Source organism: Rossellomorea sp. FM04394, assembly GCF_041889765.1.
In the GTDB taxonomy this organism is placed as follows: domain Bacteria; phylum Bacillota; class Bacilli; order Bacillales; family Bacillaceae_B; genus Rossellomorea; species Rossellomorea aquimaris_B.
The window spans coordinates 3,222,990-3,240,300 of the sequence record NZ_CP168654.1; the positions used below are offsets into that span (position 1 = coordinate 3,222,990).

Genomic DNA, 17,311 nt, shown 5'->3' on the forward strand with positions numbered 1-17,311 from the left:
AAAAGGAGAATCCACCATGAAAAGAGCCATCCTCTTTACCATCATCCTTGCTCTTATATTTCCATTAGCACCTGTGTCATCCAAGCTTCAATTGAAAGCTGCCTTCATCAGGGAAGGGAATTTGTGGACATTGATAGATGGCCAGGAATCACAAATAACGAATATCGGCAACGTCCACTCAAAGCCCAAATGGTCGGCCGACGGCTCCCTCCTCGCCTATCAAGTAGAGGCATCAACGAAAGGGGATTCAGAGCTATGGACCTACAATCTCAAAACCGGTAAAAAGAAGAGAATTTCTTATAACGGTCATTCTCCAGAATGGGCTCCCCATAAAAACCATGTTGCCTATACCAACAAAGGAATTTTAGATGTCTCAGACCTCAAGCGATTCTACAACATTGCAACCGGGGTCAGTGCCTTTACATGGCTTCCGGACGGTACCGGATTTCTTCTTTCTTCATCCGGCACTCTCAGCCCGGATGGCTGGTCAAGCGCATCTTTGTTCACAAAAGAAGTAGGCGATGATTATGAGGATATTGTCCTCTTTGGAGGGGTGGAGCCATTCTTCACACTCCCAAAGGAAATTGGGACAACGGATCAAAACCAATTAATTGCCGTATATGCAGAGCAGCTGACCTATTCGCCGAGCGGCAAGTGGATTTCCTTTGTTGTGTCTCCAACCGCCTCCTGGTCCATGGACAGTAATATGGTTTGCATCATTGATAAGGCAGGAAAAAACTTCGAAGTACTAGACGAGATGATTTTGCAAGTAGGCGAACCCAAGTGGTCTCCCTCCACTGATACGATTGCGTATATAGCCGGCGGTGGAAGAATTGTTTTCGGGTTCAAAAACAAGGATTTAAAGGTGAAGGAAATGCCTGTTTCAGGAACCTACACCCCTGCCAATTACGCTGATCTCGATTTCAATTGGATGACGGACAAGTCACTGGTCGTATCGCGAATTAAAGAACAAGAGTGGACAAATGACTTTAGTAAGCATCCGCTCCCTGCGCTCTACACCCTTACTATAGATACGAAAAAACAACTGAAAATAACGAGTCCCCCAAAATGGTTTGGAGATTATGCTCCTCAGTTCATCCCATCCATTGAAAAGCTCGTTTGGCTGAGGGGGAGATCTATAACAGATACAAAAAGGAACCTATGGGTAGCGAATAGGGATGGTACTGAAGCAAAAGAATGGGTACGAAATATTGAGGAGATTGTATTTTTTAAAGATGACTCCTTAAACTGAGCTAGTTATTAATCCTCATTAAAATAAAAACTGTTAAACAGCGCTCCCCGTTTAACAGTTTTTTCGTGTTATATGAAATACATCATTCCATGGAATGATCATTAAGAGGGCTCTGCCTTGATGGTTCTATTGAGCAATCTGCCTACTCTCGTTGTTCAAGATGCCTTCTTTATCCTGTACCATTACCTCTTTCGGCACCGCAAACAAATACGTCACTACAAATGCTGCCACAAAGATAAGAACGGATACAATGACGTATACTGCCAACTGATTCCATTCATAAATGTACATCAAAGGTGATAGGACAACAGCCAATCCGTAAGAGTTGGCCTTGATATTCAATAAAGATAGAATGGCTCCCCCGACGGCCGAACAAGCAATCATCACATAAAGCGGTTTCATACTGTACCGCATGACGACACCAAATAGGGCTGGTTCGCTCACACCGAGGATTTGCGTGACCGCAGCACTGTATCCTGTTACTTTCACTGTGCTTTTTTTTGCTTTTACCGTAATTCCCAGACAGGTTCCCGCATTGGCGAATCCGTACATGGCACATAGGGTGATGAGTGGGTTGAAGCCAGTATTGGCAAGGAGCGTCGTTTCAATGGCGATAAACAAGTGATGCATCCCCGTCATTACGGCTAACGGATACAGGAAACCGATGAACAATCCTCCGACCCCAAGTGGAGCTTTAATCAACTGAGTGATCACATTCACCAAGCCCATTTCTACAAAATGCAATAATGGCCCTAAAACTAGTAAGCCCATGATCATCATTGATAATAACACTAAGAAAGGGGTGAAGATTAAATCCAACGCATTTGGCATGATAGCACGTAATTTCTTCTCCAGTTTCGCTCCGATGATCCCAACCACCATAGCAGTTAACACGCTTCCCTGATAACCAACCACCGGTATGAAGCCAAAGGCCATGATTGGTTCCACTCCACTATTGATATCCGCCACTGCATACGCATTTGGCAGAGCTGGTGAAACAAGCATCAAACCAACGACAAATCCGATGATCGGCATCCCTCCAAAATTCCGGAACGCAGACCAGCAAATCAAGGCTGGAAGGAATGCAAACGCCGTGTCTGTCAGAACCGAAATCAGGGTCTGAAAAGAATCAGGGATATCTCCATTGCTCATCCCCAGCAGTCCCAGGAATGCGTCACTGAACACCACACCCTTCAAACCAAGGAATAAACCAGTGGCGGCAATGATGGGAATAATGGGGATGAAAATATCTGCGAGCGTCCTCACCGCTTTCCGAATCCCTTTTTCTTTTTTGGTAGAACCGACAGGGGACTGCATCTCATCGTCCAACTGGCTGCCCTTCAAAGCTGCATATACTTTATTCACCGTACCTGCACCAAGAATCACCTGATACTGACCCGCATTATAAAATACACCTTTCACCTCATCGATTCTCTCGATTGCCTCATCATCAATCACTTCACGATCCTTCACAGATAAGCGCAATCTCGTTGCACAGTGCACAAATGATTCAATGTTATCCTCACCAATGACTGCTACAATTTCGTTTCCGATTCGTTCATATTTATTTTCACTCAAGTTGCCCCACTTCTTTCTTTAAAAGGATTAGTGCCTGATAAGGCTTTAAAGAATCTTCATGTTGTGAAACCTCTTCTTTATAGTTGTTCAATAAAACATCATATTGGTGATAGTCTACTTCCAACGTTTCGTTTTCTGGAGAAAAATTGAAATAACAAACAATCTCTTTATCTTCAAATCTTCGCTTATACGCAACCAATGTCGGGTGCTCTTCCAAGATCGGCTCAATTTCTCCATAAATCAAGCAATCATTGGACTGCCTTACTTCAATGATTTTTTTATAGAAATTCAGGATGGAATCCGGGTCGAGTTCTTGATGCTCTCTATTAATGGTATCGAAATTCTCGTTCATTCCTAACCAGGGTTCTACTTTAGAGAATCCTCCATATTCCTTTTCATTCCAGTGAAATGGCGTTCTGGAATTATCCCGGCTTCTCAGATTGATAAAATGGAGGGAATCTTTAGGACTGAATCCTTCTTTGATTGCCCGGTAATACTGATCAATACTTGAAATATCATCAAATTCTCCGATGCTTTCCCGTTTGAAATTTGTCATGCCGATTTCTTGTCCTTGATAGATAAAGGGTGTTCCACGGAGATAGAAATACATGGCACCAAGCATGGTTGCCGAATAAAAGTTCCTATTTTTTTCTTCTTTAACATACTTGCTGAGGGAACGGTTTTGATCATGATTCTCCAGGAAATTTGCTCCCCATCCGACCTTTTGAATTTCCTTTTGACTCGTGAAGATCAGTTTCTTTAAGTCAAGGACCTCCCAATCCACTCGCTTAAACCACTCACTGCCCGAAGCAACATCTAGATCCGCATACCTGAAATCGAAGATCATGGAAAAGTAGCCATTCTCACCTATGTAATCCCCATATTGTTCATAGGGCACTCCAGGTGCTTCCCCAATCGTGACACAATTATATTTAGCAAACGTTTCTTCGTTCAACTCGTGAAGGAACAGGTCAATCCCAGTTTGATTGCGTGCCTTCTTCGTACATTTCACAAGACCGTCCACACCATCTGCAGGAAGATCATCATAGGCTTGATCCTTTTTAATAAACGTGATGGCATCCACCCTGAACCCGGCAATTCCCTTATCCAGCCAATAATTGACCATTTGATACAATTCATCCCTGACCGCTTTGTTTTCCCAATTTAGGTCAGGCTGCTTTACGCCAAAGGAATGGAAATAATACTCATCCCGACCTTTAAGAGGCTCCCATACACTCCCACCGAAAACCGAGCGCCAGTTGTTAGGGGGATTTCCGTCTTTTCCTGATTTTATAATATAGTAATCTCGATATCTGCTACTTTCAGGATTCTTCAGTAGATCTTGGAACCAGGGATGCTCATCCGACGTATGATTAATGACCAGGTCTAGGACAATCTTGATCCCCTTCTCCCCGGCCCTTTCTATCAACTCATCGAGGTCTTTCATATCCCCGAATTCCGGATTCATTTGATAATAGTCAGAAATATCATATCCATTATCCGCCATAGGGGATTGATATATGGGACAAATCCATATCATCGTGATTCCAAGAGAGTTCAAATAATCCAGCTTCTGTGTAATTCCTTTAATATCACCAATTCCGTCTTGGTTTGAATCATAAAAGCTTTTAGGATAAATCTGATAAATGACTTCTTTTTGCCACCATTTCTGGTTCACTTTGAGTCCTCCTTGATTGTATATGGTATCGGTTTCATATTGAAGTAAAAAAAAAGTGGTTGACTTAGTTGTTTCAAAAGAAACTTACGAATATGGTATCGGTTCCATACTTAGCTAAAAAAAATAGTCCCACCTGATAATGGTTTCTATCTTTATTATAATGAGAGCATTTTCATTTTGTCAACGCTTTCTTCTGGAAATCGCCGGAGAGATAGACAAGCGATAATACTTACGTAACCTGATTATCGCTTTACACCCGCTTCTCACTAAGCCCTTTCCCACTGCGTGATTTAAAAGTGATTTCTTTCAAAAGAGTGAGACACTCTGATCATTTTACGCCTTTTTCATGTCGATTGTCTAATAATCAGTTCAATGGGCAACTCAACGTTCCGGATCTCCATCTCAGGATTCTCCAGCATCTCTATCATGACCTCGATTGATTTATCGCCCATCTGATCAACAGGCTGGCGAATCGTCGTTAATTTCGGATCAAGGATCTCTGCAAGAGGCTGATCGTCGAACCCAATGATGGCAAGGTCATCTGGAATCAATAGTCCGTGCTGTTTTGCCTCCATCATGACTCCGGCAGCAACTTCATCACTTCCTGTAAAAACGGCCGTTGGACGGTCTTTCATCTCAAGGATCTGGTTCAGAACACTACGACCATCTTCAATTGTATGCTGATCAACAAAAATCCATTTCGGATTTACCTTAATCCCCGCATGATTCATGGCTTTCTGAAATCCATGATTCCGATCTTTCCCTTTTCCCTCTTCATCAAACAAACCACCTGTACAATATGCGATCTTATGATGACCTTTCTTAAGCAAATGCTCAATACCCAAATACGCTCCCTTTTCTTGATCCAAGCGAATCATAGGGACACTGGCGTCATTTACGTAATCATTACACAGTAAAATGGCTCCATACTCTTTGTACAATCTGATCATTTCCCATTCATTTTCAATGGAGGTCATAATGATGCCATCGACCTGCTTCGTCTTTAATAAATCCATGAAGGCCAATTCTTTCTCTTTATCTTCATTGCTTTGACAAATCAGCACCTGGTGCCCTTTTTTATAGGCAGCCTGTTCAATGGAATCCACTAAATAAGCAAAGAACGGATTCACAATACGGGGAACGATGACACCAATCGTAGTCGTTAACTGGCCCCTCAATCTTCTCGCAGCCGGGTTCGGTGTATAACCCAGTTCCTTCATCGCCTGGTGCACAAGGTCCCTCTTCTTATCTGATACATAAGGATGATTGTTAATCACACGGGAAACGGTCGTTTTGGACAATCCCGATAATTTTGCAACATCTGAAATAGTGGCCATTCCTTTATCACTCCGGTCAGTATGAAATCAGTTTCATACCCTATTTTACTGTAGTCGGGTTAGGGAACGCAATGGATTGTTAATATGGGGTACGGACCTTTGTTCATTTAATCGTTAACATCTGGTGTGTCACTGGAGGTTAGTCCCTTTACCTTATGGCGAAATAGAAGAGGACACTCGCAAAGGAGTGCCTTTAATTATAACGATAGGATCATCCCCGGCTTTCTATACTTTCATCACTAAGCTGCCTGGTCTTTTTCCAGTCACTCATTAATCTCCCAAACGATCACATCAAATATCTCCCCATCCGCATAAAGCACGAACGCCCACTCACCCCGTTCAGGAATGGTAACAGAGGAAGGTGTATGAACATCCGCACCGTTGTTCTCCCCGCCCAGAGGAATCGTCCAGCTCTCACCATTATTCAATATAGGATAAACGGTTCCCGACTCTCCTTTATGATACCCAACTACGGTTAGTTCTGAAGCGTCCGTATTCCATAGATGCCACATCCACTTTTGTCCGGTCAGACTTGGCATGTCGGCACCAATGATGCCTGATTTGTTTTCATTCCCGATTATATTCCGGCCAAATATGGTGGCCTTCCGATCCCAGTTGATCTTTTCAAAGTCACGTTTCTGAACGTAGTCAGGGATATCCTCGGGTAACTTGACATGGCTGACCTCTTCCTGTTCACCTACATTTACGACGACATCACCGTAAGCCTTGCCGTCAAGATAGATTTCATATCTCCATAATCCGCTAAATGGGACCTGAAAACTCGTGGAGAAGCGCTGTAGACTTGAGTACCCTGGTGAAGGTTCCGTTATTTTTTTAGGCGATACTACCTCCATTCGTTTCCCTGTTTCCTTGTGAACTGCCGACATTGAGAGTTCTTTCCCTTTAAATGTGTCAAACGAATCTTTGAAACTGAAAATATATCCTGAAACCTTGCCCGCATGCAGTTCGGGATCAGGAAAGATGCTGAAAACGACCTGATCATTCTCCTGATAATCGTGAGAGACTTTCCATGAGTTTGGACTGCCGTTGGTCGATCCATTTTGTTTGACCAACAATTCGGTTGATACAAAAAATCCTAATAAACAAATGGCGGCAGTGGTCATAATGAAGATGATGAATGGGTTTGGCCTTTTTGTCTGGACAGGACTATGAACGGCCTGCCGAATCTTATGTCTTTGAAGCTCCGTAAAGTGACGGCCTCTGTGAGTCGTAGAATCCATTGCCCCCTTCAAATCACTAAGCTTATTCTTCATCCCGTTCCCACCTTTCCATCCTATTTTTCAGCTTACTCCGGCCTCTGTTTAACCTTGTTTTAATCGTATTCGAGTTCAACCTCAGCAACTCCGTGATTTCCTCAATGGAACATTCCTCATAATAGTAAAGAATGATGACCTCCCGATACTTCACCGGCAGGTCCAAGACACATCTTGAAAGTAACTCTTCCTCACTTCGTTTCAACAAGCTCATTTCAGGTAACGGTTCCTTTGAAGTGAAAAGAGATAACAGGCTTGAATTCATTACCACTCTCTTAAACGCGGAACTTTTCAGGACATCCTTCGCTCGATTAATGACTAGTCGATAGATCCACGCTTTGAATGAAATGATCTCATCTATTTTTTCATAATGCCTGAAGCAGGTGATAAACACATCCTGCACGATGTCTTCCGCCTGACTCCAATCGTTGACATAGTTGTAAGCCAATTTCGTCAACCGTTCGCCGTATTCATCCATGATTGTTTCAAGCCACGCATCCCGGTCTGAATGGTCTTCGTTCTTAACCTTTCTCACACAAGCCTCACCTCATTCCCCTTTAGTGCTAAGACGAATCAATCAGCGGTTGGTTTCACTTTTAAAAAAAACTACCTCTAACTGCTTTCAACACATCTATTGAAGTATCCTTTGATTAATCCAGAAAATAACATATACTTTTAATAGATTAGAAGGAGGGGAATGACGTGGCTATTCACCATAAAATCATCGGAGAAGGCTTTCCCATCGTGATGATCCATGGGTGGACTCTGGACCATCAAGCGATGATGCATGCAATGGAACCGAATTTCGAGAACCGCACCGGATGGAAAAGGATATACATAGACCTGCCGGGAATGGGGTTGTCGGAGCCCCAACCATCCATCAAGAATTCCGACGATATGTTAGGAGCCGTGGTTGGTTTATTAGACAAGCTGATTCCCGACCAACCCTTCATTGTTTGCGGGTATTCGTATGGGGGATATATGGCGAGGGGAATCGTTCAGGCAAGACATGAGAAGGTCCGAGGTTTAATGCTCCTCGCACCTATGGTCATACCCGATACTGAAAAAAGAGAACTACCGCAGCAGATTGTATTGAAAAAGGATTCTCATTTGCTATCGAACCTCACTTCACTGGAAGCCGAAGCTTTTGGCTCCATGGGTGTCGTTCAAGGCATGAGGGAATGGGAAAGGTTCCGGGACGACATCCTGCTTCCTTCCACTCAAACGAATGAGGAGTTCGCAAACAGGATCCGGGAAAATGGATATGGCTTCACCTTCGACCTCTCACATAAACTTGACGATCCGACGCTGATTATAACAGGACGGCAAGACCATGTAGTCGGTTATCAGGATGCGTGGCGACTGATAGAGAACTATCCACGAGCCACCTTTGCCGTGCTCGATATGGGTGGTCATAATGTGCAGATCGAGCAGGAGGGTGTCTTCGATTCTTTGGTGCAAAACTGGATGGACAGGTTGAAATCGAAAATGTTGGAACAGTCGTGAGATTATAAAAAAGACCATTCGTGTAAAGGGAATCTTCAATTTATGGAGCAGGTTAGTATATTTACATATTAATAATGAATTATAAGGTGATAAGTTGATGATAGGAGTAAGTATAGCAACGAAGTGGGAATATGAAGCGACATTGGAATATTTCGGCATAAAAGATAATGAACGTTTCGCTTATCCTTATGGCGAGTATTTCATAAGAACCATTCATGATACTGAACTTGTTTTTTATAGTACCGGTGTAAGAAAAGTAAATGGCGTTGGTGGTAATCAGTATATGATTTCTACATTTCATTTAACGAAAGTAATCGTTGCTGGAACCTGTGCAGGAATAGATGATACGTTTAGTAATTTGGATATTTTAGTACCCGATAAAGCCGTTCAATATGATTGCACAGTAAAAGAAGTCGAGCCTCTTATTAAACAATCGTTCATAGTCGATATCGACCTATCAAACTATGGAAATGACTTTTATACCGGAACAATCGGCACCGCAGATAAAGCAGTAGTTATGTGGAAGGACTATTTAGAACTTAAAGAAAACAAAATAACAATAGCCGATACAGAAGCAGGTGCAATTGCTTATATCTGTAAGAAGAATGATGTTGAATGTATTATTATCAAAGGAATATCTGATTTTCCAACAGATGAAAGAAACTCAGATAAATTCGAATCAAACATTGAACAAATCAATGTTTATTTAGAAAACACACCCAAAGTCATGAACAAAATATTTGGCGAATATTTAAAAAGGTTCATCTAAATAAATGATTTGAGATAGGTAAACAAATGAGGGACGGACCTTGAAAAACAAGGTCCGTCCCTCCAATTACTTTTTCTTCACTGGAATCCAAATTTCACTTCTATACTTCGGATCCTCTGTGTCCTTGCTCTCATTCCACACAATTTCAGGACCTTCAACCGCTTCATAGCCTGAAGCCGGGAACCACTCTGAGTAGATCCTCCCCCAAATATTTTGAAGTGTTTCAGGGAATGGTCCAATCGATTCGAATACTGCCCAGGTACTGGCTTTTATCTTTAATTCATCAAATTCTCCTATGTCATCACTTGAAGTCGCTACACCGATGTAATGATCCACCTCTCCCTTTTCTTCCATCCTTCCTTCAGAAAAATTAGTTGAAGCGCTGATCATACCTGTTGGCTCAACGTTAGAAAGTGCTTTTAATTGTTTAATAACCTCAGGTGTCAATTGCTCATACATTTTAGCAATCTCTGGATTCACTCCATTGAAAATGATAGGAACCCTCTTCTTAAAGCCCGCTAACTTAAACGGTTCTTTTTCTACAATACGATAATTCATTTCGCATCCTCCTCTTATTGTGAGTTGGAAGGTCATTTTAGGATAAGCTTTTAATGGTGTATTCTCACTTCTTGCTTCAGAAGGAAGAAAGCCATGCATTGAATGAAAGGCACGGGTGAATGAATCAGCTGAACGATAACCGTATTTGACGGCAATATCGATTACTCTTAAATCGCTATCTTTCAAATCAAGGGCAGCAAGCGTCAGTCTTCTCCTTCGAATATATTCTGATAGGCTTATACCTGATAAAAAAGAAAACATTCGTTTAAAATGATACTCTGAACAGTAAGCAATTCTTGATAGTTCGCTATAGTCAATATCCTCTGTCAGGTGCTCTTCAATATAAGCAAGTGCATCATTCATACTGCTTAAAGAATCCATCAAATAACCTCCTTTCACCAACAATATTAATAAAGAATGCGTTCATCCATCCGACAATTCGTGCACAATATAGTCGGCATCTTTTAAACATTATATTTCTTATGGTATCCCGTCTCAAAATATCCACAAGTATTTTAACGGACTACTACTATATAAACCTGCTCATAACCCTGTAACAATATCAAAAGGTGCAGGTTCCCCATCCACCAGCACATGGATTACGTCTTGTCCCGGGCCTCTTGTCAGATAATATACTTTTTGTTTCACAGTATCACCTTGTAAACCTGAGGTACTGAACTTTATCGTGACCGTATCGCCTCTTGCTTCTACATCCGTTTCTATTTCTCCACTTGATTGAAATACTATATATGAACCTTCATCTCCTTCATCCATCAGTTGAAGTCTAACATTCGGGTCAATTTTGTTTTGTACATGATGAGGTACATTTTCAACCTCACTAAAACTTAATGTTGATGAATCGTTTGAAGATGATGTGTTACATGCGTTTAAAATCGAGAGCATTAAAATGGCTAATCCTACTAATTTCTTCATTTCTCCCCCTCCTAAAGCCTTAATCCTTGGTACGGTTTCAGACATATGATTCGATTCCTGTAGACACTCTTCTTGATGTCACAGCCATCCACTAAATTCCAATTATTTCAAAAAACCTTTCATTCGGCAATCCGCTTGTAAAATTATTATCTTACTATGTCTTGGACCGCAAACGGTAGGCTCATATAATTAAATGCTTTCGTCTTCTTTTTTATTTATTAAAAAAATCACCAATTCTATATTTCCACTTCTTACCATTCATACTATAATACTATATTGTAACAGAAATATTTTCACACTAGGGAAGTAGTTCAGTGGGGAATCTTAAATAAATTTTACAAGTTTTTAAGAATACCTGGCCCTGCTCCACAGTAAAATGAATTTTGTGGCCAACAGTTAGGAAAGAAAGATGAACTACGCCTCAAGACCTAGTTGAAAATTAGCCTGGAGGAGGCTGTGATGCAGTCCGTAATCAAGTATCTTTAAAAAGAAAGGAAAACTCATCCAATTCAGTATTAGGGGGGAAACACATGCAAGCTTTAATAAACTGGGGTTTTCGCAATAAAGCGGCCATGGGTCTTTTTATCATCATCACTTTGCTTATCGGCATCATTAGTTATTTCCGTCTGCCTATGGAGTTCTTGCCTGAAGCGGATAATCCACAAGTCACAGTCGTCACCTTGGGACAGGGGTATGACGCAGGCTCCATGACAACGAACATCACAGAGCCCGTGGAACAGGCGGTCGCATCCATTTCAGGAAAAACATCGATCCTATCCACGACCGGTGAGGGATATTCCCAGGTGACCATCAACTTTGATTCCAAAACCGACATGAAGGAATCCAAGAATAAAGTCGAGGATGCCATCAACGGAATCCGGCTTCCCGAAGGAGTCGGAGAACCTCAAGTCTCTCAGCTGAATACGTCGATGATCCCAATCGGTCAAGTGTCGGTGACATTTGATGACGGACTGACGAAAAAGAACCTTGACCTCGTCAACGATGAATTCAAACCGCTGTTTGAGAATCGATCAGGCCTGTCCCAGGTAAGTGTCGTCGGGGAAAACAACGCCCGGGTCCAGATCAACCTGGACCATGACAAGCTGAAGACATTACAGATCCCGGTCAACGCGGTGATGGGAGTGCTGCAAGGTCAAAATGTCTCTGCTTCTGCCGGAAGCACCACGATTGATGGACAAAAGAGTACCATTAATGTCACGGACAATTTGACTTCCGTGGACGCTTTGAAGAACTTGACCGTACCGCTACAAGTCCCGAATGCTCCTGTCGTCAAACTGAAAGACATCGCAACCGTCGAGACGGTGAAAGCTGAAAATACCATCACACGGGTAAATGGGAAAGAAGCCCTGGCAATCGTCCTGTTCAAGGAAAGCGATGCGAGTGCCGTTACGGCCGGGGAAGAAGTGAAGGACACGGTCGATAAAATCAATACGGATTATGACGGTGTAGAAGCGAAGGCGTTATTCACCACGGGTGATATGGTGAAAAACTCGGTGAACACGATGGTTCGAGAAGTAGCCCTGGGTGCATTGTTCGCAACGCTCGTCATCCTTCTGTTTTTAAGAAAGGTCAAGCCGACACTGATTACCGCCGTTTCCATTCCATTATCTCTCTGTATCACGCTTTTCCTTCTCTGGTTATCCGGAGTCACATTGAACATCCTTACGCTCGGAGGGGTGGCGGTAGCGGTCGGACGACTGGTCGATGACAGCATCGTCGTCGTCGAGAATATCTTCCGGCGCAGCCAAAATGAGAAGCTTTCGAAACAGACTGTTATACAAGCCACCTTGGAGGTTTCCCGTGCCATCACGTCTTCGACTCTTATCACTGTGGCTGTATTCTTGCCGATGGGACTCGTCAATGGATCGTTAAAGGCGTTCCTGCTTCCTTTTGGACTGACGGTTACATATTCCTTGCTCGCTTCTCTTCTTGTAGCCGTGACGGTCGTGCCACTCTTAAGCCGTGGCATGTTGAAAAATACTATCCTGCCGACTCATCACACGCCGCAACGCTACGTAAATGTGTTGCGATGGTCACTCAATCATAAAGTCGTTCCGATTCTATTGGCCATTCTTGTATTCGGGGGATCGATTGCCCTTTATATCACTCTGCCGAAAGCAGCGACAAGTGCCAATGATGCCTCTTTTGTAGCTGTCACGATGGAATTCCCGAGTGATACGCCGCAAGACACCATAAAGCAGCGGAGCGCAGATTTCGAAAACAAATTATCGGAGTTTGAAGGGTACGATTATTTAATTACCCAGTACGGATCAAGTGAAGAAAACGCTCAATACGGAGCCGTGAGTGATCCCGACACCGTTTCCTATACCGTGATCATGAAGGAAGATGCCGATGCTGAATCCTTCATCGAAAAGGTAAATGAAACGAAAAAAGATGAAAACAACGTGACCATCACTGCGTCACCATCATCCATCTTTGGAGGGTCATCCAATTCCAGCATTACCTATGACGTCGTTGGAAATGACACCAACGAACTTCTGGCCACTTCCAAAACAATAATGGATAAGATCGAGAATGTTGATGGAGTGAAGAAAGTTTCAAGCAATCAGGAGAAAACGTCACCCGTCTTCACGGTGAAGGTCGACACGGAGAAAGCGAATGCCCAGCAAACGGCCATGCAAATCCGCTCATTACTGAATCCGCAGCCGATCGGGGCAATCAACCTGGATGAAGTAACGACACCAGTCTTTCTGGACGCCGGAGTCAAACCTGATTCGAAGTCAGATCTAAATGACTTGACGATCGCCACAAGCTCGGGCATCCAGCCACTTACTGAAGTGGCTACCATCACCGAAGAAGAGAAACCAAGTACCATCCTTCACAAAGATGGAGAATTATATGTTCGGATCACGGCAGAAGTAGAGCCTGAAGAGCTTTCGGTCATTTCGAAAAATCTCGATACTGAAATCAAGGATATCGAGCTTCCAAAAGGCGTATCCCTGGATACCGGCGGCGCCGCTGCCCAGCAGTCCGACGACTTCAAGGACCTTGGAATGACCATGCTTGCTTCTATCCTGATCGTCTATCTGATCATGGTCCTGACCTTTAAGACGTTGAAAGCACCACTGGCCATTTTGATTACGCTGCCTCTCGCTTCAATCGGTGCCGTCCTCGGGCTGCTCATTGCACGTGTCCCTGCAGACGCAACGGCTCTCATCGGAGCATTGATGCTGATCGGTATCGTTGTCACCAACGCAATCGTCTTGATCGACCGTGTCAAGCAGAATGAAGAAACGATGATCATTCGTGACGCCATCCTGGAAGCCTGTGGCACGCGCCTTCGTCCTGTCGTCATGACCGCGATTGCCACCATATGTGCCATGCTTCCCCTTCTTTTCGGTCATACGGAAGATGGAAGTCTTGTATCGAAATCCCTTGCTGTCGTCGTCATCGGTGGTCTTGCCGGTGCCACCGTGCTGACGCTAGTCGTAGTCCCTGTGTTCTACGAATTGCTGTACTTCAAGAAATCGAAGCGTCAACGGGCTCAGCAATTGGCAAGTGATGAGAAAGTAGCTCAGTAACGACATAAGAATGTCAGTTCTGATCATGATAATTAAGAAGGTGCTTATCCTGTGTTGGATAGGCACCTTTTTGTTTCGTTGGGGTAAATAATCTCACCTTTGTTCCTGTATGTTTGTATCAGGTACAAATCGAATCTTTGGTATTCTTTCAGCTGCTGAATATCCGCTTGGAATCAGAAAACACACTCATATTAACGTAATCTCAATTAACATCAAATAGATTAAAGGATATCCACCCTCTTCATAGAACTTATCTATAGATAGTTAATAGAAGAGGAGAAGATAAGAAGTGGTAGATCAACTCATACCAGCAGTCATCGCTTTTGTATTAGTCTCGGCTTTATCCCCATTATTCATTGCACTCTTAAGAAAACTAAAGCTCCTTCAACCGATAAGAAAAGAACTTCCATCCAACCATCAAATAAAAAAAGGGACGCCGTTAATGTTTGGAATCATTCTCTTTATCGGTATTATTGTAGCCTTGGTTTTCTCACCTACCCCACTGATGTACTTCCTGGCCACCACCTACATTCTATTCAGCTTCATCGGCTTTTTGGATGATTTTTGGAAAGCGTCACGCCAGGATCCTGGAGGCGTATCGAGTAGAACCAAGCTTATTTTCCAATTCCTATTTACAGGTGCTTTGCTTTTTTACGTAATGAATGAACTCGGAATTGATACTACGATTGGTGTTTATCAAAATCTCTCCATCAATCTTCCAGCTTCGGTATATTTCATTGTGATCACCTTGTTTGTGGTAGGTTCTGCCAATGCGATCAATTTTACAGACGGGTTGGACGGACTCTTAGGAGTGGTGGCGATCCCTACATATTTTTTCTTTTTTATGATTTCAGACAGTAGTGAGGTCCAGCTTTTTTGTTTAATCATGATTGGCTGCTTACTCGGCTTTCTTATCTATAATATCTTTCCAGCCAAAGCTTTTATGGGGGATACAGGATCATTGGCGATTGGGGGATCCCTTTCCTTCCTGGCCATTATTGAGAAAGTGGAGATCCTCATTCCAGTGTTGTTCTTTATCTATTTCGCAGAACAGCTTTCAGTCATATTACAAGTGGCTTCATTTAAATCGACAGGTAAGCGAATCTTCAGGATGACTCCTATTCATTATCACTATGGCTTAAAATATGGGTGGGGTGAAACGACTATTGTTACCGCTTTTGGGTTTGTTTCGTGGATTTGTACGTTTATCTGTTTTGCTTATTGGAAGTTTATTCTTTATCCATAATTGAAGAGGCTCAGACAAATCTAAAAAACCACCATATAAATAAACCGAATAATAGAAGTTTAGGTTCTTAATACCGCTAATGATTTCCGTGCAAGACTACGCTTTCCGCGGGTAGCCCGTGAGCCTCCTCGGCAAGCCTGCGGGTAGAAAAGCGGAAGGGCTTCGCTCAGAGGCGGTTGGCATAAGGCGGAGCGGCCTTGAAGGCGTTCTTTGCCTTCATGGACGATCAGACTTATGACATTTGCCTCTAAGCCCTATAGCTAGACAAGTCTCACATAAGCTACTTTTCCCGCAGGAGTCTTCGTCTTGCACTCCAATCAACCGCTAGAAACAGCTAAAATCAAATGATATAAAAACAAATCTGCCCACTATGAAGCAGATTTGTTCGGGTTTGACTAAGGCTAAAAATACTTTTGTCCCAGCCTCTGTATTTCAATCTCGATTACGATAGAAGACCAATTTTATTTCTCGAAAAAGCCATCTCTTTCTACTTTACTTATCGGTATTCAAATACCGATTCCTAATCAAACTCCGATGATGAATCTCATGCCCGGCAATAATGTACGCAATAGCACGGACCGTCACTTCTCCTCCATTTGCCTTCCCGCGCTGGAGCAAGGCTTCTTCATACATGCTGCTCAGAAGAAGAATGGTATTCTGGCGGACAAGAGATTGATGGTGTAATAGTTCCTGTAAGGAAAACCGATTAAATCGGCCCCTTCTCACATACTCATCATCGTTATATCCAGGCAGCATCTCCTGTTCCCCTCTGGCAATGCTGAGAAGTCGGTAGCACATAATGCGCTCGGTATCGGTTATGTGACCCAAGACTTCCTTGATTGTCCACTTTTCCGGAGCATAGCGAAACCGGGCTTGTTCGTCACTTAGATCTTTTAACAGATTCGTAGTTTCTTTTAGTTGAACATCTAGAATCTGGAGCAAATCTCCATCTGGTACATTATTGATATAATCCTTATAATACGCAGGATATTCTTCTGTTCCTGGTTTCCTCAGCATGGCTTCTCCCCCATTAATCTGTCATTCACTTCCATTCATCAACATACCCATCACATCAAATTGATAGAATGGTTACCTTCTCCTTTATCTTGTCTACAATTTCGCCAACACTGACATGTTCAGTATCTATGTATTCCCCAAAGTTATTTTCTTGAAATGCTTTCAAACATTTATCTGTTTGCTGAAAACACCAATTCCCTTCTTCTTCACCGCGTTCTTTCAACCTTTTGTGGATTGTTTCTTTACTGGCTGTTAGGCAGAAGTGGTGAGTATCTTCATCTATTTCTTCAAATCCACTCTTAATGGCATTGAAATAGTCCATTTTCCTGATCGTCATGGGGACGATCAAGTCAACTCCATATTTTGCTACTAAGCGCTTGGCCACCTCTACAGTTAAGTCTCTCCATAACTGCAGATCTTGAAAATCGCCAGTTGCTGCTTCCATTCGTTTCTCTTTCTCTGGGATCACATGTCGTAACATGTACCCCACTACCTCCGGATCATAAATCATACTATTCTTCAATTCTTTATGAAGCTCATTTGCAATAGTGGTTTTCCCTGCACCAAAAGCTCCATTTATCATAATAATCATGTTTATCT

14 protein-coding genes are annotated in these 17,311 nt (G+C 42.8%); 5 read left to right on the forward strand and 9 right to left on the reverse strand.

Annotated features, from left to right (window positions below):
- The first annotated feature begins 16 nt into the window (after positions 1-16).
- Positions 17-1,252: a hypothetical protein gene (locus ACCB35_RS16280; RefSeq protein ID WP_374054491.1), complete on the forward strand. Its 1,236-nt coding sequence runs from the start codon at positions 17-19 to the stop codon at positions 1,250-1,252.
- Positions 1,253-1,378: 126 nt separating this feature from the next.
- Here ACCB35_RS16280 and ACCB35_RS16285 read toward each other — a convergent pair whose 3' ends face one another.
- The 5 genes from ACCB35_RS16285 to ACCB35_RS16305 all read right to left on the reverse strand — a co-directional run bounded on the left by ACCB35_RS16285 (position 1,379) and on the right by ACCB35_RS16305 (position 7,654).
- Positions 1,379-2,830 carry a PTS transporter subunit EIIC gene (locus ACCB35_RS16285; protein ID WP_374054492.1) on the reverse strand — a complete coding sequence of 484 codons (1,452 nt, stop codon included), beginning with the start codon at positions 2,828-2,830 and terminating at the stop codon, positions 1,379-1,381.
- The gene (locus tag ACCB35_RS16290; RefSeq protein ID WP_374054493.1) at positions 2,823-4,508 is read right to left on the reverse strand and encodes an alpha-glucosidase; all 1,686 of its coding nucleotides are present in this window, start codon (positions 4,506-4,508) and stop codon (positions 2,823-2,825) included. Before ACCB35_RS16290 ends, ACCB35_RS16285 begins: the two co-directional genes overlap by 8 nt.
- 344 nt (positions 4,509-4,852) lie before the next feature.
- Positions 4,853-5,845, reverse strand: a complete 993-nt coding sequence (locus tag ACCB35_RS16295) for a LacI family DNA-binding transcriptional regulator (RefSeq protein WP_374054494.1) — start codon at positions 5,843-5,845, stop codon at positions 4,853-4,855.
- 263 nt (positions 5,846-6,108) lie between these two features.
- Positions 6,109-7,119 carry a hypothetical protein gene (locus ACCB35_RS16300; protein WP_374054495.1) on the reverse strand — a complete coding sequence of 337 codons (1,011 nt, stop codon included), beginning with the start codon at positions 7,117-7,119 and terminating at the stop codon, positions 6,109-6,111.
- Positions 7,109-7,654 carry a sigma-70 family RNA polymerase sigma factor gene (locus ACCB35_RS16305; RefSeq protein WP_374054496.1) on the reverse strand — a complete coding sequence of 182 codons (546 nt, stop codon included), beginning with the start codon at positions 7,652-7,654 and terminating at the stop codon, positions 7,109-7,111. The genes ACCB35_RS16300 and ACCB35_RS16305 overlap by 11 nt, the downstream gene beginning before the upstream one ends.
- A gap of 167 nt (positions 7,655-7,821) precedes the next feature.
- Between ACCB35_RS16305 and ACCB35_RS16310 the strand changes: the two genes are divergently transcribed.
- Both ACCB35_RS16310 and ACCB35_RS16315 read left to right on the forward strand, forming a co-directional pair.
- The gene (locus ACCB35_RS16310; RefSeq protein ID WP_374054497.1) at positions 7,822-8,625 is read left to right on the forward strand and encodes an alpha/beta fold hydrolase; all 804 of its coding nucleotides are present in this window, start codon (positions 7,822-7,824) and stop codon (positions 8,623-8,625) included.
- Between the two features lie 97 nt (positions 8,626-8,722).
- Positions 8,723-9,394, forward strand: coding sequence for a permease (locus ACCB35_RS16315; protein WP_374054498.1), 672 nt, complete (start codon positions 8,723-8,725; stop codon positions 9,392-9,394).
- 66 nt (positions 9,395-9,460) lie between these two features.
- Here the strand turns inward: ACCB35_RS16315 and ACCB35_RS16320 are convergent, their stop codons facing one another.
- Both ACCB35_RS16320 and ACCB35_RS16325 read right to left on the reverse strand, forming a co-directional pair.
- A complete protein-coding gene (locus ACCB35_RS16320; protein WP_374054499.1) occupies positions 9,461-10,333 on the reverse strand; it encodes a GyrI-like domain-containing protein in 873 nt (290 codons plus the stop codon).
- 162 nt (positions 10,334-10,495) lie between these two features.
- Positions 10,496-10,885, reverse strand: a complete 390-nt coding sequence (locus tag ACCB35_RS16325) for a hypothetical protein (protein WP_374054500.1) — start codon at positions 10,883-10,885, stop codon at positions 10,496-10,498.
- A gap of 530 nt (positions 10,886-11,415) precedes the next feature.
- On the opposite strand from ACCB35_RS16325, the gene ACCB35_RS16330 reads away from it, so the two are divergent.
- Together ACCB35_RS16330 and mraY are read left to right on the forward strand one after the other, a co-directional pair.
- The gene (locus ACCB35_RS16330) at positions 11,416-14,448 is read left to right on the forward strand and encodes an efflux RND transporter permease subunit (protein ID WP_374054501.1); all 3,033 of its coding nucleotides are present in this window, start codon (positions 11,416-11,418) and stop codon (positions 14,446-14,448) included.
- A 289-nt stretch (positions 14,449-14,737) separates the two neighbouring features.
- On the forward strand, positions 14,738-15,694 hold the full coding sequence (gene mraY / locus ACCB35_RS16335) for a phospho-N-acetylmuramoyl-pentapeptide-transferase (protein ID WP_374054502.1): 957 nt from the start codon (positions 14,738-14,740) through the stop codon (positions 15,692-15,694).
- Positions 15,695-16,186: 492 nt separating this feature from the next.
- Here mraY and ACCB35_RS16340 read toward each other — a convergent pair whose 3' ends face one another.
- The gene (locus ACCB35_RS16340; protein ID WP_374054503.1) at positions 16,187-16,711 is read right to left on the reverse strand and encodes a DinB family protein; all 525 of its coding nucleotides are present in this window, start codon (positions 16,709-16,711) and stop codon (positions 16,187-16,189) included.
- A gap of 55 nt (positions 16,712-16,766) precedes the next feature.
- Entirely contained in the window at positions 16,767-17,303 is a 537-nt protein-coding gene (locus ACCB35_RS16345; protein ID WP_374054504.1) for an AAA family ATPase, read from the reverse strand.
- Positions 17,304-17,311: the final 8 nt, after the last annotated feature.

Excerpts from the sequence above, each read along its gene's own strand:
- ACCB35_RS16280 (WP_374054491.1), top strand. The coding sequence starts at position 17 with ATGAAAAGAGCCATCCTCTTTACCATCATCCTTGCTCTTATATTTCCA.
- ACCB35_RS16295 (WP_374054494.1), bottom strand. The coding sequence starts at position 5,845 with ATGGCCACTATTTCAGATGTTGCAAAATTATCGGGATTGTCCAAAACG.
- ACCB35_RS16300 (WP_374054495.1), bottom strand. The coding sequence starts at position 7,119 with ATGAAGAATAAGCTTAGTGATTTGAAGGGGGCAATGGATTCTACGACT.
- ACCB35_RS16315 (WP_374054498.1), top strand. The coding sequence starts at position 8,723 with ATGATAGGAGTAAGTATAGCAACGAAGTGGGAATATGAAGCGACATTG.
- ACCB35_RS16320 (WP_374054499.1), bottom strand. The coding sequence starts at position 10,333 with ATGGATTCTTTAAGCAGTATGAATGATGCACTTGCTTATATTGAAGAG.
- ACCB35_RS16325 (WP_374054500.1), bottom strand. The coding sequence starts at position 10,885 with ATGAAGAAATTAGTAGGATTAGCCATTTTAATGCTCTCGATTTTAAAC.
- ACCB35_RS16330 (WP_374054501.1), top strand. The coding sequence starts at position 11,416 with ATGCAAGCTTTAATAAACTGGGGTTTTCGCAATAAAGCGGCCATGGGT.
- ACCB35_RS16340 (WP_374054503.1), bottom strand. The coding sequence starts at position 16,711 with ATGCTGAGGAAACCAGGAACAGAAGAATATCCTGCGTATTATAAGGAT.
- ACCB35_RS16345 (WP_374054504.1), bottom strand. The coding sequence starts at position 17,303 with ATGATTATTATGATAAATGGAGCTTTTGGTGCAGGGAAAACCACTATT.